Annotated in this window: 9 protein-coding genes; 6 read left to right on the plus strand and 3 right to left on the minus strand. The window is 72.4% G+C overall.

Annotation, left to right across the window (positions count from 1 at the left end; genetic code table 11):
• Positions 1–121 precede the first annotated feature (121 nt).
• Positions 122–1,765, minus strand: a complete 1,644-nt coding sequence (locus tag AB0E85_RS13005) for a glycosyltransferase family 39 protein (protein ID WP_361925600.1) — start codon at positions 1,763–1,765, stop codon at positions 122–124.
• A gap of 157 nt (positions 1,766–1,922) precedes the next feature.
• Here AB0E85_RS13005 and AB0E85_RS13010 point away from each other — a divergent pair, with 157 nt between their 5' ends.
• On the plus strand, positions 1,923–4,010 hold the full coding sequence (locus AB0E85_RS13010) for a glycosyltransferase (protein ID WP_361925550.1): 2,088 nt from the start codon (positions 1,923–1,925) through the stop codon (positions 4,008–4,010).
• Between the two features lie 74 nt (positions 4,011–4,084).
• Positions 4,085–5,065: a UDP-glucose 4-epimerase GalE gene (gene galE, locus AB0E85_RS13015; protein WP_361925552.1), complete on the plus strand. Its 981-nt coding sequence runs from the start codon at positions 4,085–4,087 to the stop codon at positions 5,063–5,065.
• Between the two features lie 144 nt (positions 5,066–5,209).
• Here galE and AB0E85_RS13020 read toward each other — a convergent pair whose 3' ends face one another.
• Positions 5,210–5,836: a TetR/AcrR family transcriptional regulator gene (locus tag AB0E85_RS13020; protein WP_361925554.1), complete on the minus strand. Its 627-nt coding sequence runs from the start codon at positions 5,834–5,836 to the stop codon at positions 5,210–5,212.
• 179 nt (positions 5,837–6,015) lie between these two features.
• Between AB0E85_RS13020 and AB0E85_RS13025 the strand changes: the two genes are divergently transcribed.
• The 4 genes from AB0E85_RS13025 to AB0E85_RS13040 all read left to right on the plus strand — a co-directional run bounded on the left by AB0E85_RS13025 (position 6,016) and on the right by AB0E85_RS13040 (position 11,673).
• Complete coding sequence (locus tag AB0E85_RS13025; RefSeq protein WP_361925556.1) at positions 6,016–6,930, plus strand: ABC transporter permease; 915 nt, start codon at positions 6,016–6,018, stop codon at positions 6,928–6,930.
• Positions 6,923–7,756 (plus strand): ABC transporter ATP-binding protein, encoded by an 834-nt coding sequence (locus AB0E85_RS13030; RefSeq protein ID WP_361925558.1) that lies wholly within the window; start codon positions 6,923–6,925, stop codon positions 7,754–7,756. Before AB0E85_RS13025 ends, AB0E85_RS13030 begins: the two co-directional genes overlap by 8 nt.
• A gap of 78 nt (positions 7,757–7,834) precedes the next feature.
• Positions 7,835–10,030 (plus strand): CDP-glycerol glycerophosphotransferase family protein, encoded by a 2,196-nt coding sequence (locus tag AB0E85_RS13035; RefSeq protein WP_361925602.1) that lies wholly within the window; start codon positions 7,835–7,837, stop codon positions 10,028–10,030.
• On the plus strand, positions 10,027–11,673 hold the full coding sequence (locus tag AB0E85_RS13040; protein WP_361925560.1) for a glycosyltransferase family 2 protein: 1,647 nt from the start codon (positions 10,027–10,029) through the stop codon (positions 11,671–11,673). Before AB0E85_RS13035 ends, AB0E85_RS13040 begins: the two co-directional genes overlap by 4 nt.
• A gap of 289 nt (positions 11,674–11,962) precedes the next feature.
• Here the strand turns inward: AB0E85_RS13040 and AB0E85_RS13045 are convergent, their stop codons facing one another.
• Positions 11,963–16,915: an NAD-glutamate dehydrogenase gene (locus AB0E85_RS13045; protein ID WP_361925562.1), complete on the minus strand. Its 4,953-nt coding sequence runs from the start codon at positions 16,913–16,915 to the stop codon at positions 11,963–11,965.
• Between the last annotated feature and the right edge of the window lie 287 nt (positions 16,916–17,202).

Consider the following 17,202-nt stretch of genomic DNA (forward strand, 5'->3'; position numbering starts at 1 on the left):
GGCAGGAGCTGGGGTGTCGGCGGATGCGGCCGGCGGACGGTCCCCGGCTGGTTCGCGAGGCGACTCGTCGCCGAGATCAGGCCAGAGCCGGGCGTCGGCAGATATGGCAGGTGATCGGCCGTCAGCCGGTTAGCGGGGCGGACATCGACGGGTGGGGTGAGAGGACAGCCGGGGCGGCCTGCGGATGCGCCGGGAGGACGGCACTCGGCCGGCGCGTGTCCGGCCGAGGTGAGGCCAGAGCCGGGGCGCCTGCCGCCACGCCGGGTGGACGGTCCCCGGCCGGTTCGCGGGGCGGGGTGTATGCCGGCCGGCGCCGGACGTAGAGGCGCAGGAGCACGTCGTCGCGGACGCGCTCCTCGTGGACGTGTTCCTCACGGACGGTGAACTCGGCGGCCAAGACGGCGAGTTTGGTGCGCTCGACCGGGTCGGGCCGGCTCCGGCGCGGGTCCAGGGCGGACCGCTCGGCGACGACCCAGACGCGATCCACCGAAGCGAGCCGCCGCCGCAGCTCCCCGGGGGTCGCCTCCCGTCCCCACAACGTCCCGGAACGGGGCGCGGACTCCCGCAGCGCGATGTCCCGCACCCGCTGGAACCCCCTCGGGTAGGCCAGCGCGGCGAGCCTGCCGACCGACGGCACGAACAGCACCGGGTCGCCGGGGCGCATCCGGCTGACGGCGAGCGCGGAGACCACGGCGAGGTTGTCCGGGCGGTGGGCGGCGGACCGGTCCTGGCGGTGCACGGGGAGCTGGTTCAAGAAGGTGACGGTGAGGGCGAGGACGCCGACGACGCCCACGCCGGTCCGCACCCGGCGGCCCCCGGCCCGCATCCGCCGCCCCTCGAACCGCACCCGCCCCAGCGCGCCGGCGACCCGCCCGGCCCCCGCCGCGACCAGCAGGGACGCGCCCGCCAGCGCGTAGAGCACGTACCGGTCGTGGTAGAGCGGCCGGACCTGCGACACGGTCATCAGGATCCCCGGCGGCACGAGCAGCAGCGGAAGCGCGACCGCGGCCGTGCGCCGCTCGCGCAGTCCCAGGGCCATCAGCAGCAGCGACCCCCAGAACACCGGCCCCGCCGGGCCGGGAGCGAAGTTCCGGGCCAGTCTCCCGACCCGGTCCCACCCGGGTGACACCAGCCACGCCACCTGCCCGGACTGCCCCTGCGACACCCACACCAGCGGCAGCAGGAGCAGCGCCGCCACGCCCGCCGCGCGCCCCCAGCTGGACCACACCTTCCTCGGCACCCGCAGCAGGGCCAGCGTCAGCGCGTGCGCGCCCAGTACCGGCAATGCCAGCTCGTGCAGCACACAGGTCAGGGCGACGACCGTCCCGTACGGCCACCAGGCCCGGGCGCCCCCGGCGTCCACGGCCCTCACCAGCAGCAGGGTCGCCGCCGCGACGCCCGCGGCGACGAGCGCGTACGACCGGCCCTCCTGCGCGTAGTGGCCGGTCATCGGCGTGATCGCGTACAGGACCCCGGCCCACAGGCCGACCCGGGGCCCGGCCAGCCGGACGCCGAGGGCGGCGACCAGGCCGGCGGTCGCCGTCGCCGCGCACACCGACGGCAGGCGCAGCACGACCTCGCCGGGGTGGACGGTGAGGACGGCGTGCATGAACAGGTAGTAGAGGCCGTGGACGGCGTCCACGTCGTGCAGCAGCCGCCAGATCTGCGGGACCGTGCGCTGCGCGACCTGGAAGGTGACACTCTCGTCGCCCCACATGCCGCCGCGGTCCAGGCCCCACAGCCCGGCCGCGAGCATCACCGCCATGGGCACCGTCACGGGCACCAGCCCAACGCCGAACCGGCCGCTCCCCCTCGACTGTCCGCTCTCCACGGCCCGATTCTGTGCTGAATCAGGGGTTTCGAGGGGGTTTGATGGTGTGTTATCACTTTCATGTCATTCACCCGGCTTACCATCCGCCGTGATGAATGCCGAGAGTGAGACCGGGAGTGAGACCGGGAGGCCGCCTGCCGGGGTCGCCGTCGTGGTGATCGGTTACGACGACGCCGCCCATGTGACGGACGCCGTGCGGTCGGCGCTCGCGCAGGGGCCGGCCGTGCGCGAGGTGGTGGCCGTCGACGACTGCTCGACGGACGGCAGCGCCGGCCTGCTCGACCGGCTCGCCGCCTCGGATTCCCGCCTGAGGGTGATCCGCCGCCGGGCCAACAGCGGCGGCTGCGGCACCCCGCGCAACACCGGGCTCGACGCGGTGACGTCGCCGTACGTGATGTTCCTGGACAGCGACGACGTCCTGCCGCCCGGTGCCGCCGGGGCGTTGCTCGAAGCGGCCGAGGGCGCGCACGCCGAGGTCGCGGGCGGCCTGTGCGTACGCCGTGAGCTGCCGTCGGGGCGCGAAGTCCCCTGGCAGGCGCGCCTCTACGCACTGCACGCCGTGGTGCCGCACCCCGCTCGGCGGCCGCGCCTGGTCCACGACACGCTCTGCGTCAACAAGCTGTACCGCACCGGCTTCCTGCGGGCGCACGGCATCCGCTTCCCCGAGGGCCGCTTCCCGTACGAGGACGTCGTCTTCACCGCGCGCGTGCTGGCCGCGGCACCGCGGATCGTCCTGGTCCCGGACCGGGTGTACCTCTGGCACGTGCGCCGGTCGGCCGGACGGCTGTCGATCTCCCTGGACCGCTCCGGCGTCGAGAACTGGAGGGCTCGTACGGAGGCGTGCCGGCAGGCGTACGAGGTGCTGCTGGGCGCCGGGCAGAAGGAACTCGCGCGGGCCGTGCGCGCCAAGTTCCTCGACCACGACCTGCGGATGTACGTGCGCGAACTGGGGTTGCGCGATGCCGCGTACCGGCGGGCGTGGTGGGAGCTCACGCGGGCGCACCTCGCGGAGTACGACGCCGACGACTGGACGCGCAACCCGGCCGCTCCCGGCCGGCTGATCGGGCGGGTGGTGCTGGCCTCCCCGGAGCCGTGCGACCTGCCCCGGCTGCGGGAGCTCGCCGCCCGCCCGGCCCGCCTGTGCCCGCCGTACGCCCGTGCCGCGGACGGCTCGCCGGTCTGGTCGGACGCCCTCCCGGTCTCCCTGGAGCCGCTGCGGGCCCGGCCGGTGCGCGCGCTGCCCCTCGCCGTCGACGCGGAGCTGCGGCCCTGCGCACGCGGCACCCGGCTGCGGCTGCGGCTGCGGCTGCGGCTGCACGAGCTGTACGGGCGGGTGGCGCAGGCGGGGCCGGAGTCGGTGGAGGTGGAGTGGCTGCACCGGGACGACGGGGGCGTGGTGGTGCGGGACATGGCCGTGCCGCTCGCGCCGTGCCCGAACGGCTACGATCCCGCCGGGACCGCCGGCTCCCGAGCCGGAGCACCAGGGCAGGGCCCTGACCCTGCCGGGACCCCCGGCTCCCGCGCCGGGTCGCTGACGCAGGGCCCCGAACCTGCCGAAGCCGCCGGCCCCCGAACCGGGGCGCTCACGCAGGGCGCCGAGCCTGCCGAAGCCGTCGGTTCCCGAGCCGGGGCGCTCACGCACGGCCCCGAACCTTCCGAAGCCCCCGACCCCCCAGCCGGGGCGCTCACACACGACCCCCACCCTGCCGAAGCCCCCGACCCCCCAGCCGGGGCGCTCACACACGACCCCCACCCTGCCGAAGCCCCCGACCCCCCAGCCGGGGCGCTCGCACAGGGCGCCGAGCCTGCCGGGGCCGTGGCGCTCGGGCCGTGCGCGCGAGGCTCCGAGCCCGCCGCCGGGACCACCGGTTCCGTCCACGGCGGCGCCTGGTCGGCCGAGGTGGCCGTCGACCTCGCCGCGCTGTCCGCGCTCGGCGCGGGCACCTGGGACCTGCGCCTTCGTGTCCGCTTTCGCGACGGCGTGAGCCGCGACGTCTCGGCGCACGCGCTCACGGGCGCCGGTCTGCTGCGCCGCAGCGCCGTCCCGAGCGCCCGCCACGGCGTGGTACTCGTACAGCCGTACGCCACCCACTCCGGCGCGCTGGCGCTGCGGGTGGCCCCCGGCGTACGCGGTGTGCTGTCGGTCGCCCGCGCGCGGCTGCGCCGCCTGGTTCACTGAGAGCACCGGACCACGACGGAGCAGCGCACCGCACCATCACCACCACGGGCCAACTGACGAGGGGACGGCCGCACATGACCTGGTTGATCACCGGCGGCGCCGGCTACATCGGCGCGCACGTCGTACGGGCGATGACCGCGGCGGGCGAGCGGGCGGTGGTGTACGACGACCTTTCCACCGGCATCGCCGAGCGCGTGCCCGACGGCGTACCGCTGGTGGAGGGTTCGACCCTGGACGCCGGGCGGCTCGCCCGCACCCTCGCGGACCACACGGTCACCGGCGTCGTCCACCTCGCGGCGAAGAAGCAGGTGGCCGAGTCGGTGGAACGGCCGCTGCACTACTACCGGGAGAACGTCGAGGGCCTGCGGGTCCTGCTGGACGCCGTGGCGGCGGCGAAGGTGCCGTCCTTCGTCTTCTCCTCGTCGGCGGCGGTGTACGGCATGCCGGACGTGGACCTGGTCACGGAGGAGACACCGTGCCTGCCCATGTCGCCGTACGGCGAGACCAAGCTGGCCGGTGAGTGGCTGGTGCGCGCGACCGGCCGGGCTACCGGACTGTCGACCGCGTGCCTGCGCTACTTCAACGTGGCGGGCGCCGCCGGCCCGGACCTCGCGGACACCGGGGTGTTCAACCTCGTTCCGATGGTCTTCGAGAAGCTCACCGAGGACGCCCCGCCGCGCGTCTTCGGCGACGACTACCCGACCCCGGACGGCACCTGCGTGCGCGACTACATCCACGTGGTCGACCTGGCCGAGGCCCATGTCGCGGCGGCCCGGGCCCTGCACACCGCCCCCGGCCGCGACCTCACGCTCAACATCGGCCGGGGCGAGGGCGTCTCCGTCCGCGAGATGATCGACCGCATCAACGCCGTCACCGGCCACGACCGCCCGCCCGCCGTCACCCCCCGCCGCCCTGGCGACCCGGCCCGGGTCGTGGCCTGCGCCGACCGCGCCGCCGCGGAACTGGGCTGGAAGGCCCGGCTCGACGTGCAGGACATGATCACGTCGGCATGGGAGGGGTGGCTGCGGCTGCATCCGGAGGCGGGGCGGGGCTGATCCGCCCGACACCAGGAGTGAGCCCCGGCGCGCCTGCCGGGGCTCACCTCTGCGGGCGCACGCTCCCCGCCGCCGCACGGCCCGCCGCCACGGCCCCGCTCCGGCCTCCGCCGCAACACCCCGTGACGGCGCCGTGCCGCCGGCCTACAGCGCCTTCAGCCCCTCCGACGTGGCCCGGGCCAGCGCACCCAGGTACCCCTTCGGCAGCTTCGGGCTGCGGATGACCACCGAACGCCAGTAGAGCGGGCCGGAGATCAGGTCGAGCGCGAGGTCGTGGTCGATGCCCTCGCGAAGTTCACCGCGGCGTGCCGCCGCCGTCACGATGCCGGTGGCGACGCCGTCCTGCCCCTCGCGCAGGGCTTTCCGCAGGGCCTCGGCGATGTCGGGGTTGCGGGCCGCCTCGGCCTGGAGGTCGGGGATGACCTGCGACGCGACCGGGTGGCGCAGGGCGCGGGACGTCACCTCGTAGAGGAGCCGCAGGTCGCCCTCCAGGGAACCGGTGTCCGGCGCGGGCAGGCCCTGCACGGCGAGCGCCGAGACGATGTCGAGGACCAGGTGCAGTTTCGAGCGCCAGCGGCGGTACACCGCCGTCTTCCCGACCCCCGCACGGCGCGCGATCCCCTCGATGGACATCCGCGCGTAGCCGACGGCCGCGAGCTCCTCGAAGACGGCCGCCCGGATCGCTTCCGTCACGTCCTCCCGCAGTACGGCCGCCCCCGCGGGGGCCCGGCGGCGCGGGGGCTGCTGGGGCTCGTCGGGCTTCGTCGTCATGCCGACAGCATAGGGCGTCACGACGAAACGGTTGCGTTCCGACGCTCGACCGTCGTACGCTCCCGTTACGACGATACGGTCCCGTCCCGACGTAAGAGGTCGTGAAGAGTCCGGTAAGAACCGGCTCCTCCTCGCTCTTCACCCCCCGGTCCCACACCCCCCGAGCGAAAGCAGCGGATGTGAGTACGGTCCTCCACACACCGCCCCAGACCCCCGCCCCGGCCGAGGACGACCTCGCGGCCCTCGCCGCCCGCCACGGCCTCACGGTCAGCGGCGCCCGGCCCTCCCTGCCCGAGTACGTCCGGCAGCTGTGGGCCCGCCGCCACTTCATCACCGCGTTCGCCACCGCCAAGCTGACCGCCCAGTACAGCCAGGCGAAGCTCGGCCAGGTCTGGCAGGTGATGACCCCGCTGCTGAACGCGGCGGTCTACTACTTCATCTTCGGTGTGCTGCTCGGCACCAAGCACGGCGTGCCCGACTACATCCCGTTCCTGGTCACGGGCGTGTTCATCTGGACGTTCACACAGAGCTCGATCATGGCGGGCACCCGCGCCATCTCCGGCAACCTCGGCCTGGTGCGCGCCCTGCACTTCCCGCGCGCCGCCCTGCCGATCTCCTTCTGCCTCCAGCAGCTCCAGCAGCTGATGTTCTCGATGGGCGCCCTGGTCGTCATCCTGCTCTGTTTCGGCGTGCCGGTCAGCGCGTCCTGGCTGCTGGCGCTGCCGGCCCTGTTCCTTCAGTTCACGTTCAACGCGGGCATCTCGATGGTCATGGCCCGGATGGGCGCCAAGACCCCCGACATCGCGCAGCTGATGCCGTTCGTGCTGCGCACCTGGATGTACGTCTCGGGCGTCATGTGGAGCATCGACAAGCTGGCGCAGAAGGACAGCCTGCCCCACGTGGTGAAGGTCGCGCTGGCGACCAACCCGGCGGCCGTCTACATCGACCTGATGCGCTTCGCCCTGATCGACAGCTTCCACGCGAGCCAGCTGCCCGCCCACGTGTGGGCGATCGCCGCGGGCTGGGCCCTGCTCGCGGGCGTCGGCGGTTTCATCTACTTCTGGAAGGCCGAGGAGACGTACGGACGTGGCTGAGCACCCGAGCGAGAAGATCCCCACCGTCGTCGCCGACGGCGTCGACATCGTCTACCGCGTCAACGGCACGGGCGCCGGACGCGGCTCCGCGACCGCCGCCCTCAACCGCATCGTGCGCCGCAAGCAGGCCGAGAAGGCCTCGGGCGTGCGCCGGGTGCACGCCGTGAAGAACGTGTCCTTCGTCGCCTACCGCGGTGAGGCGATCGGCCTGATCGGCACCAACGGCTCCGGCAAGTCGACCCTGCTGAAGGCCGTCGCCGGGCTCCTGCCCGTGGAGAACGGCCGCATCTACACCGACGGCCAGCCCTCCCTGCTCGGCGTCAACGCCGCCCTGATGAACGACCTGACCGGCGAGCGCAACGTGCACCTCGGCGGCCTGGCCATGGGCATGTCCCGCGAGCAGGTCAAGGACCGCTACCAGGAGATCGTCGACTTCTCCGGCATCAACGAGAAGGGCGACTTCATCACGCTGCCGATGCGGACGTACTCCTCCGGCATGGCCGCGCGGCTGCGGTTCTCCATCGCCGCCGCCAAGGACCACGACGTCCTGCTGATCGACGAGGCGCTGGCCACCGGCGACCGCTCCTTCCAGAAGCGCTCCGAGGAGCGCATCCGCGAGCTGCGCAAGCACGCGGGCACGGTGTTCCTGGTCAGCCACAACAACAAGTCGATCCGCGACACCTGCGACCGGGTGCTGTGGCTGGAGCGCGGGGAGCTGCGCATGGACGGGCCGACGGAGGACGTGCTCAAGGAGTACGAGGCGTTCACCGGAGACAAGGCGGACAAGGCCCACAAGGCCAAGCCGAAGGCCGCCGTTCCCTCGTGAGGCGCACTCGGTCAGCCCTTTTGCCCCATTGATGGCAGCATGACCGCATACCGTGCAGTCGTGAGAGGGGTTCCCGTGATGGCCGAGCTCAGCGTCGTCGTCCACGGGCCGAACGTCCAGGACCATCTGACGGAACTCCTCGACTCGCTCGCCACCCACCCCCTGCCGGACGCCGAGGTGATCGTGGCCGCGGTGGGCGACTGGGCCCGGGAGACCGCCGAGCGGCACGCCCCGGAGGTCCAGGTCGTGCCGCTGCCGGACGGCACGGGGGACGCGGCGGCCAGGGCGGCCGGCGCGGTCCGGGCCTCCGGCCGCTGGCTGCACTTCGTCCACGCCAAGGACGGGCTGCCCGCCGGCACCCCGCGCATGGTCGCCGAACGGGTCGCCGAACTCCCCGACGAGGTCGACGTCCTCCTCGTGGACCACGTCCGCAGCACCTGGCACACCTCCGGCATGCCCTCCCCGGACGGCCCGCTCCTCGCCCGGGCGGGCCGCGCCGACGTCCCCCTCGACGACTGCTCGCCCCTGCTGCGGCTGACCCCGCTGCTCGGCACCCGTGTCCTGCGCGCGGACTTCTGGCGGGCGCACGAGGCGCGGCTCACCACCGACGACGAGCCGTACGCCGCCCTGGCCGCCCTGCTGCTCGCCGACCGCGTCGCCTGCCTGCCGCACATCGCCTACGACGACCGCCGGCTGCGCCCCGCGAGCCTGCCCCCGGTCACCCCCGAGCAGCGCTACGGCCTCGTCGAGCGCTACGAGTCCCTCCTCGACCTCACCCGCGACCGGCGCACCGCGCACACCGTGCTCTACGACCTCATGGTCCGCGACTGCCTGCGCGCCTTCGCGCGCGGCGGCATGGAGGAGGAGGTCGCGCGGGAGTTCTTCCGGCGGGCGTCCCTGGCCGCGCTGCGCCGCCGCCCCGAGGGCCACCGGCGCCCGGGCGGGCTCGAAGGCGTCCGCCGCTCCCTGCTGGAGGAGGGCGCCTACGCGAAGTACCGGGCCTTCCAGGCCGTCAACCGCACCCGCCGCACCGCCAAGTCGGCCGTCCGGGCCCGTAAGCGCCAGGTGGGCGCCAGGCTCCGCGACCACCAGTACCGCAGGGCGCTCGGCCGTCCCGTCCATCCCCACCTCGCGGTGTTCGCGGCGTACTGGAACCGCGGAGTCGCCTGCAACCCCGCCGCGATCGCCGCCAAGCTCGCCGAACTGGCCCCGCAGATCCACGCGGTGTGGGTGGTCACCGAGGAGAACGCGGCTCTGCTGCCGACCGGTACCGACCACGTCGTGCCCGGCAGCCGCCGCTACTGGGAGGTGCTGGCGAGCGCCAAGTACCTCGTCAACAACGTCAATTTCGAGAACGCCGTGGTCAAACGCCCGGACGCGATCCACGTCCAGACCCATCACGGCACACCCCTGAAGCGTATGGGCATCGACCAGCTGGCGTTCCCGGCCGCCGCGCAGGGCCTGGACTTCAAGGCGCTGCTGGAACGCATCGACAGATGGGACTTCAGCGTCTCGGCCAACAGCCACACCACCCGCATGTGGGAGCGGGCGTACCCGTCGCGGTACGTCTCCCTGGACCACGGCTATCCGCGCAACGACGTCTACTACACGGCCGGCGCCGACGACATCCGCGCGATCCGCGACCGCCTCGGAATCGCCCCGGGCCGCCGTGCCGTCCTCTACGCGCCCACCCACCGCGACTACGAGGCCGGCTGGACCCCGCGTCTGGACCTCGCCACCCTCGCCGACCGCCTGGGCGACGACACGGTCCTGCTCGTGCGCGGCCACTACTTCTACGGCGGAGCCGCCTCCCCGCTCACCAACCTGCGCCGCACCGGCCGGATCATCGACGTGTCCTCCTACGAGCCGGTCGAGGAGCTGTGCCTGGCGGCGGACGCCCTGGTCACGGACTACTCCTCGATCATGTTCGACTACGCCAACCTCGACCGGCCGATCGTGATCCACGCCGACGACTGGGAGACGTACCGCACCACCCGCGGCGTCTACTTCGACCTGATGGCTCAGGCTCCGGGTCCGGTCTCCCGTACCCAGCAGGAGCTGACGGAGATCCTCACCACCGACGCCTGGCGCGACGAGAGCGCGGCGAAGACCAGGGACGTCTTCCGGCGCCGGTTCTGCGAGTACGACGACGGGCGCGCCGCCGAACGCGTCGTCCGCCGGGTCTTCCTCGGCCAGGACGAACGGGACCTGCCGCCCGTGCTGCCGATCGAGGAACGTACGCCGGCCCCGACCCCGCAGGAGGCGACCGCATGAGCACCCCCGACGTCACCGTGACGGTCATCGTCTACAACGACGCCGAACGCCTCCCCCGCGCGGTCGCATCGGTCCGCCGCCAGACCCACGCGAACCTCGAGATCATCATCAGCGACGACCACTCCACCGACGCGACACCGGCGGTGGCCCAGCGGCTCGCTGCCGAGGACCCCCGCATCCGCCACCTCCGCCTGGAGCGGAACAGCGGCGGTTGCAGCGTCCCGCGCAACCGCGCCCTGGAGATCGCGCGGGCGCCGTTCCTGATGTTCCTCGACAGCGACGACGAGCTCCCCGACAACGCCGTCGAACTGCTGCTCGCCGCGCACCGCGAACGCGAGATCGACTTCGCGATGGGCGCGGTGCAACGGGTCCGGGTGGACAACGGCCGCCGCTCGACGTGGATGCGGCACCTGGTCGCCGAGCGCCGCGCCCTCGACGGCATCGAGGCCGACCCGCGCCTGCTCTTCGAGCACCTGGCCACCAGCAAGATGTACGCCCGCGCCTTCCTCGACCGGCACGACCTGCGCTTCCCCGAGGGCATCCACTACGAGGACCAGCTGTTCTCGGCACAGGCGTACTGCCTGGCCAAGAGCTTCACGATCATCCCGGAACCGGTCTACCGCTGGTACGTGGCGCCCTTCGCGGCCTCCGAGGCCGCCTCGATATCCAACCAGCGGCACAAGCTCGCCAACGTCCGGGACCGGGTCCACGTCCAGCGCCTCATCGACACGTTCCTGGCCGAGAGCGGGCACGAGTCGCTGCGCGAGGACAAGGACCACAAGTTCCTCAAGCACGACTTCCGGATGTACGCCGGTGACCTGCCCTACCGGGACGACGCCTGGCTGACGTCCTTCGCCGACCTCGTCACCCCCTATCTGGACACGCTCACGCCGGGCGCGTTCGCCCGGCTCCCGCGCGCCGAACGCGTCGTCATCCAGCTGATCCGGGACCGGCGCCTGCCGGAGGCCCGGCTGGCGGCCCGGGGCCTGGGGCACGGGGTGGCGCCCAGACGCGTGACAGCCGACGCGGAGGGGCGCACCTACTGGGGGGACCGCGTCCCGGAGTCGGAGTGGTCCCGCCGCGAACTGGACATCTCCGACCAGGAGCTGGAGACGCGCCCCTTCCCGAGCGCCCAGTTCCGTCACGAGATCAAGGAGATCACCCGCGGCCCCGGCGCTTCGATCGACCTCGCGATCCGCACGTACGACCCGGCGCTGCGCCTCCCCGTCGGCCCCCAGCGCGCGACGCTCCTCATCGCCCCGGGCGGCCACCGGCTCCACGTCCACTTCCGCCTCTCCCCCGTCCGCCCCGGCGTCTTCGAGGGCCACGCCCACCTCGACCTCGGGGCGGCCCGGCTCCCCCTCCAGGGCTTCGCCGGGATCCGCCACCCGCTGCTCCGCCTCCGGCACCAGGGCCTGTCCCACACGGGCCTGCTGCTGGCGCCGCCGGCCTTCCCGGCGCTGACGACACGCGTCCCGTCCCACCACCTGACGGTGGAACCGGAGGGCCACGGCCCGGGCCGCCTCCAGGTCCGCTGGGAACCGGTGGGAGTGACGGCGAAGCTGATCCGCCCGACGGTACGCAGGCTGGCCCGCCCGAGGGTGAAGGCAGCGGCGCGGCTGGTGGCCAGCGCGCTGAAGTAGGCCCCGCCCCGCCGCCACCCCGGGCGCGGTACCCGTGCAGCAGCACGTTGAACACCAGGAAGTCCACGGCGACGCCGCTGCCGCCGACCAGCGCGAAGTTCACCGCTTCGAGGACGACGCGCCTGACGGGAGGGCGGGCGCGGCCACCGGCTCCCCGGATGTGTTCACAGCCACGCCCAAGCCTTAGCCGGGCTCGGTAAGCCGTCCCCCCGAATCGCCTTGAGGCACTCCAAGAAGAGGCGCCCCGGGCCGGAAGGTTCGGCCCGGGGCGCCTGTCACGCCGTACGCCCTACGAGTGCGTGCGCAGCAGCGTCCTCATCGTGCGCATCGCCACCGACAGGTTGGCGAGGTCGAACGCGTCGGAGCTCTGGATCTCCTCCAGGGTGCTGCGGGCGCGGCCGAGGATCGCCGCGTTCTTCTGCTCCCAGGCCTTGTAGCGCTGCTCGGGCGTCGAGGTGCCGTTGCCGACGGCCAGGACGTCGGCGGTCAGCGCCGCGTGCGCCGCGTACAGGTCCTCGCGGATCGCCGCGCGGGCCATGGACTGCCAGCGGTCGGCGCGGGGCAGCTCGATGATGCGGTCCATGAGCTGGGTGATGCGCAGCCGGTCGGCGAGGTCGTAGTACACCTCGGCGACGTCCAGCGGCTCCCGGCCCATGCGGTCGGCGATCGAGACGATGTCGAGCGTCGGGAAGGCCGAGGAGAAGCCCGCCACCCGCGTGGCGAGTTCGTCCGGGACACCGGCGCCGGTCAGCTCGTCGTAGATCTTCTGGTACCACTCCAGGTCGGCGCCGCGCAGCAGCTTCGGCAGCTGCCCCCAGACCTGCTCGACCCGCTCAGCGAAGAAGTCGACCGTCCCGGCGAGCTCCAGCGGCTGCGGCCGGTTGTTGAGCAGCCAGCGCGTGCCGCGCTCCACCAGGCGGCGGGCGTGCAGCCGGATGCGGGTCTGGACCTCGGCCTCGACCTTGTTGTCGAGCGCCTCGACCCCGTCCCACACCGGGGACTGGCGGAAGATCGCCCGGGCCGCGGTCTGCGCGCGCACGATCTCCTCCAGCGACGCGCCGGTCTCCTCGCGCAGCCGGTGCAGATACGTCGTACCGCCCGTGTTGACCGTGTCGTTGACCAGGACGGTCGTGGTGATCTCACGGCGCAGTGGGTGGCCGTCGAGCCGCTCGGGGAACTGTTCGCGCAGTTCGGTCGGGAAGTACGCGTGCAGCAGACCCTTCAGGTACGGGTCGTCCGGCAGCGAGGTGTGCAGCAGCTCCTCGGCGACCGTGATCTTCGTGTACGCCAGCAGGACGGCCGTCTCCGGGCCGGTCAGACCCTGGCCCTGGGCGAGCCGCTCGCGGATCTGCCGGTCGGTGGGCAGGAACTCCAGCGCCCGGTCCAGGTGCCCCTCCCTGACGAGGTGCTTCATGAAGCGCTGCTGGGCGTGGAGCATCGCGCTGGACTGGGCGAGGGCGTTGGCGATCGCCGTGTTCTGCGCGTAGTTGTTGCGCAGCACCAGGCGGCCGACCTCGTCGGTCATCTCGGCGAGCAGCTTGTTGCGCTGCTTGACGGTCATGTCGCCGTCCGTGACCAGGCCGTTGAGCAGGATCTTGATGTTCACCTCGTGGTCGGAGGTGTCCACGCCCGCGCTGTTGTCGATGGCGTCGGTGTTGATCCGGCCGCCGTGCAGCGCGAACTCGATCCGGCCGAGCTGGGTCAGGCCGAGGTTGCCGCCCTCGCCGACGACCTTGACGCGCAGGTCCTGGCCGTCGACGCGGATGGCGTCGTTGGCCTTGTCCCCGACGTCCGCGTTGGACTCGGTGGAGGACTTGACGTACGTGCCGATGCCGCCGTTCCACAGCAGGTCCACCGGCGCGTGCAGGATCGCCTTCATCAGGTCGGCCGGGGTCAGCTTGGTGACCTTGGCCTCGATGCCGAGGGCCTCGCGGATGTGCGCGTTGACCGGGATCGCCTTGGCCGTGCGCGGGAAGATGCCGCCGCCGGCCGACAGCAGCTCCTTGTCGTAGTCCTCCCAGCTGGAGCGGGGCAGCTCGAACAGGCGGCGGCGCTCGGCGTAGGAGGTGGCGGCGTCCGGGTTCGGGTCGATGAAGATGTGCCGGTGGTCGAAGGCCGCGACCAGGCGGATGTGCTCGGAGAGCAGCATGCCGTTGCCGAACACGTCACCGGACATGTCGCCGATGCCGACGACCGTGAAGTCCTCGGTCTGGCAGTCCACCCCCATGTCGCGGAAGTGCCGCTTGACCGACTCCCAGGCGCCGCGGGCGGTGATGCCCATGCCCTTGTGGTCGTAGCCGGCGGAGCCGCCGGAGGCGAAGGCGTCCCCGAGCCAGAAGTTGTACTGCTCGGCGACCCCGTTGGCGATGTCGGAGAAGGTCGCCGTGCCCTTGTCGGCGGCGACGACGAGGTAGGTGTCGTCCTCGTCGTGCCGGACGACGTCCGCCGGGGGCACGACCTCGCCCGCGACCATGTTGTCGGTGATGTCGAGCAGCGCCGAGATGAACGTCTTGTAGCTGGCGACGCCCTCGGCGAGCCACGCGTCCCGGTCCACCGACGGGTCCGGCAGCTGCTTGGCGACGAAGCCGCCCTTGGCGCCGACCGGCACGATGACGGTGTTCTTCACCATCTGCGCCTTGACCAGGCCGAGGATCTCGGTGCGGAAGTCCTCACGGCGGTCGGACCAGCGCAGACCACCGCGTGCGACCTTGCCGAAGCGCAGGTGCACGCCCTCGACGCGCGGCGAGTACACCCAGATCTCGAACGCCGGGCGCGGTGCCGGCAGGTCGGGGATGGCCTGCGGGTCGAACTTCATGGAGACGTAGTCGTGCGGCTTGCCGCCCGCCGCCTCCTGGAAGAAGTTGGTCCGCAGCGTCGCCTTGATGACGGTGAGGAAGGATCGCAGGATCCGGTCCTCGTCGAGCGAGGCCACCTGGTCGAGGGCCGCGTCGACCTCCTCCAGCAGCGCGTCCACGATCTCGTGGCCGGCGCGCTGCCGGTCCGGCGACATCCGTGCCTCGAACAGGGAGACGAGCAGCCGGGTGGTGTGGACGTTGTTGCGGAGGGTGTCCTCCATGTAGTCCTGGCTGAACGTCGACGCCGCCTGGCGCAGGTACTTGGCGTACGCGCGCAGCACCACGGCCTGGCGCCAGGTCAGCCCGGCGCTCAGCACGAGGGCGTTGAAGCCGTCGTTCTCCGCCTTGCCGGTCCAGGTGGCGGCGAAGGCGTCCTGGAAGCGCTCGCGGGCGTCGTCGCCGAAGTAGTCCGTGCCGCCGTTCGCGCGGGGCATGCGCAGACCGAAGTCGTAGATCCAGGCCACGCTGCGGTCCGAGCAGCGCAGCTCGTACGGCCGCTCGTCGACGACCTCGACGCCGAGCCGGTTGAGGACCGGCAGGACGGCCGAGAGGGAGATCGCGTCGCCCGTGCGGTAGATCTTGAAGCGGCGCTCCTCGGGGGCTGCGCCCACCGGCTCGTACAGGCTGAGCGCGAAGTCGTTGTCCGCCTCGGCGTTGAGCTGCTCCAGGTGGACGAGGTCGGCGACCGCGGCGCGCGGGTTGTGGTCGGCCTTGTAGCCCTCGGGGAAGGCGTGCGCGTAACGGCGCAGCGCTTCCGCCGCGTGCTCCTCGCCGAGCTCGGCGTTGAGCGCCTCGGCGAAGGCGTCCTCCCAGGAGCGGGCGGCCTCCACCAGCCGGGCCTCGATGCGCTCCTTGTCGGAGTCGGACAGCTCCGGCAGCTCGGTGCCCTGCGGGACCCGCACCACGAAGTGCAGCCGCGACAGGATCGACTCGGTGTTCCACGCCGTGAAGTCGACGCTGATGCCGCCGAGCTCCTCCTTCAGAATCTCGATGATCCTGAGGCGGACGCCCGTGGTGTAGCGGTCACGCGGAAGGTAGACGAGGGCGGAGTAGTAGCGCCCGTATTCGTCCTGGCGCAGGTAGAGCCTGAGGCGCCTGCGCTCCTGGAGGTAGAGCACGGAGGTGACGATCGACCTCAGCTCGTCGACCGGGGTCTGGAACAGCTCGTCGCGCGGGTACGTCTCCAGGATCTGAAGCAGGTCGCGTCCGTCGTGGCTGTTGGGCGAGAACCCGGCCTGCTTCAGGACCTCCTCGACCTTGCGCCGGATGACCGGCACCCGGCGCACGGACTCGGTGTAGGCGGCGGAGGAGAACAGCCCGAGGAAGCGCCGCTCGCCGATGACGTTGCCGTCCGCGTCGAACTTCTTGACGCCGATGTAGTCCAGGTACGACGGCCGGTGCACGGTCGCCCGGCTGTTCGCCTTGGTCAGCACGAGCAGCTTGTGCTCGCGCGCCTTGGCCCGGGCGTCGGCGGGCAGCCGCTCGAACGAGGGGCTGACGGGGTGGCTCTCCTCGGCCGCGTGGTGCGGGTCCGCGCGCAGTATGCCGAGCCCGGTGCCGGGGACGGCGGCCAGCGAGTCGTCGTCGCGCAGCTGGTACTCGCGGTAGCCGAGGAAGGTGAAGTGGTCGTCGGACAGCCAGCGCAGCAGCTCGCGGGCCTCCTCGACCTGGGGCCCGGGCAGGTCGCCGGGGATGGGCTCGTCCGGCAGCCCCTCCGCCAGCCGGATCGCCGCCTCCCGCATCTTGCCCCAGTCCTCGACGGCCTCACGGGCGTCGGACAGCACACGCAGCAGGTCGGCGGTGATCTGCTTCAGATCGGCCCGGTCGGTCTCGCGGTCGATCTCGACGTGGATCCAGGACTCGACGTGCGCGTCGTGCGGAAGGTCGCCGGTGGCGGGGGCCGACAGGACCTCGATGAGCTTGCCGGTGACATCGCGCCGCACGACGAACTGCGGGTGGATGACGACGTGGATGCCGCGCCCCTGACGCGTCAGCTCATTGGTGACGGAGTCGACGAGGAAGGGCATGTCGTCGGTGACGACCTCGACCACGGAGTGGCTGCAGGTCCACCCGTTCTCTTCCACCGTGGGGGTGTGCACCCGCACGTTGGCCGTGCCCTGGGGACGGTTCTCGGCCAGCCGGTAGTGCGACACGGCCGCTCCGAAGACGTCGACCGGGTCGCGGTCGGTGAGGTCCTCCGGGGCCGTGTGCAGGTAGTAACGCTGGAGGAACGTGAGGAGGGTCTCGCGGTCCGGGGCCTTCTGGGCGTCTGGGGTCTCCTCGCCCGTCGACCCGGTCGGTAGGTGCCCCCCGACCGGGCTGTTCTCAGCTACCCGGGCGGCCCTCTCGAGCAACTCGGCCTTGGCTTCGTCCAGCTTGGTCTGCATTGTCCTCTGGCTCCTGTCGCGCGCCGTTGCGTGACGTAGAAGGAAGTACGGCCTCTGCGCTTACGACCTCACGTCGTGACACGGGGTATCCGGTCTGATCCGACGCTATGCCGCAAGGTGAGATGAGCGGGGGTGTCTGAGCCATTCTTGAGCTGCGCCACCGGTGTGACGATGCTCTCTGCGACGCCCGGGTCCTGGTGATGTCCGGCGTCCCGGGAGCCCTCGACGGCACGTCCCGCCCGCGAAGACCAGCGACTGCCGCCCGGTCACGGATGTCGTCCGTGGTC

Source organism: Streptomyces sp. NPDC029044, assembly GCF_040637495.1.
Taxonomy (GTDB): domain Bacteria; phylum Actinomycetota; class Actinomycetes; order Streptomycetales; family Streptomycetaceae; genus Streptomyces.

Excerpts from the sequence above, each read along its gene's own strand:
- AB0E85_RS13005 (WP_361925600.1), bottom strand. The coding sequence starts at position 1,765 with ATGGCGGTGATGCTCGCGGCCGGGCTGTGGGGCCTGGACCGCGGCGGC.
- AB0E85_RS13010 (WP_361925550.1), top strand. The coding sequence starts at position 1,923 with ATGAATGCCGAGAGTGAGACCGGGAGTGAGACCGGGAGGCCGCCTGCC.
- galE (WP_361925552.1), top strand. The coding sequence starts at position 4,085 with ATGACCTGGTTGATCACCGGCGGCGCCGGCTACATCGGCGCGCACGTC.
- AB0E85_RS13020 (WP_361925554.1), bottom strand. The coding sequence starts at position 5,836 with ATGACGACGAAGCCCGACGAGCCCCAGCAGCCCCCGCGCCGCCGGGCC.
- AB0E85_RS13035 (WP_361925602.1), top strand. The coding sequence starts at position 7,835 with ATGGCCGAGCTCAGCGTCGTCGTCCACGGGCCGAACGTCCAGGACCAT.
- AB0E85_RS13040 (WP_361925560.1), top strand. The coding sequence starts at position 10,027 with ATGAGCACCCCCGACGTCACCGTGACGGTCATCGTCTACAACGACGCC.
- AB0E85_RS13045 (WP_361925562.1), bottom strand. The coding sequence starts at position 16,915 with ATGCAGACCAAGCTGGACGAAGCCAAGGCCGAGTTGCTCGAGAGGGCC.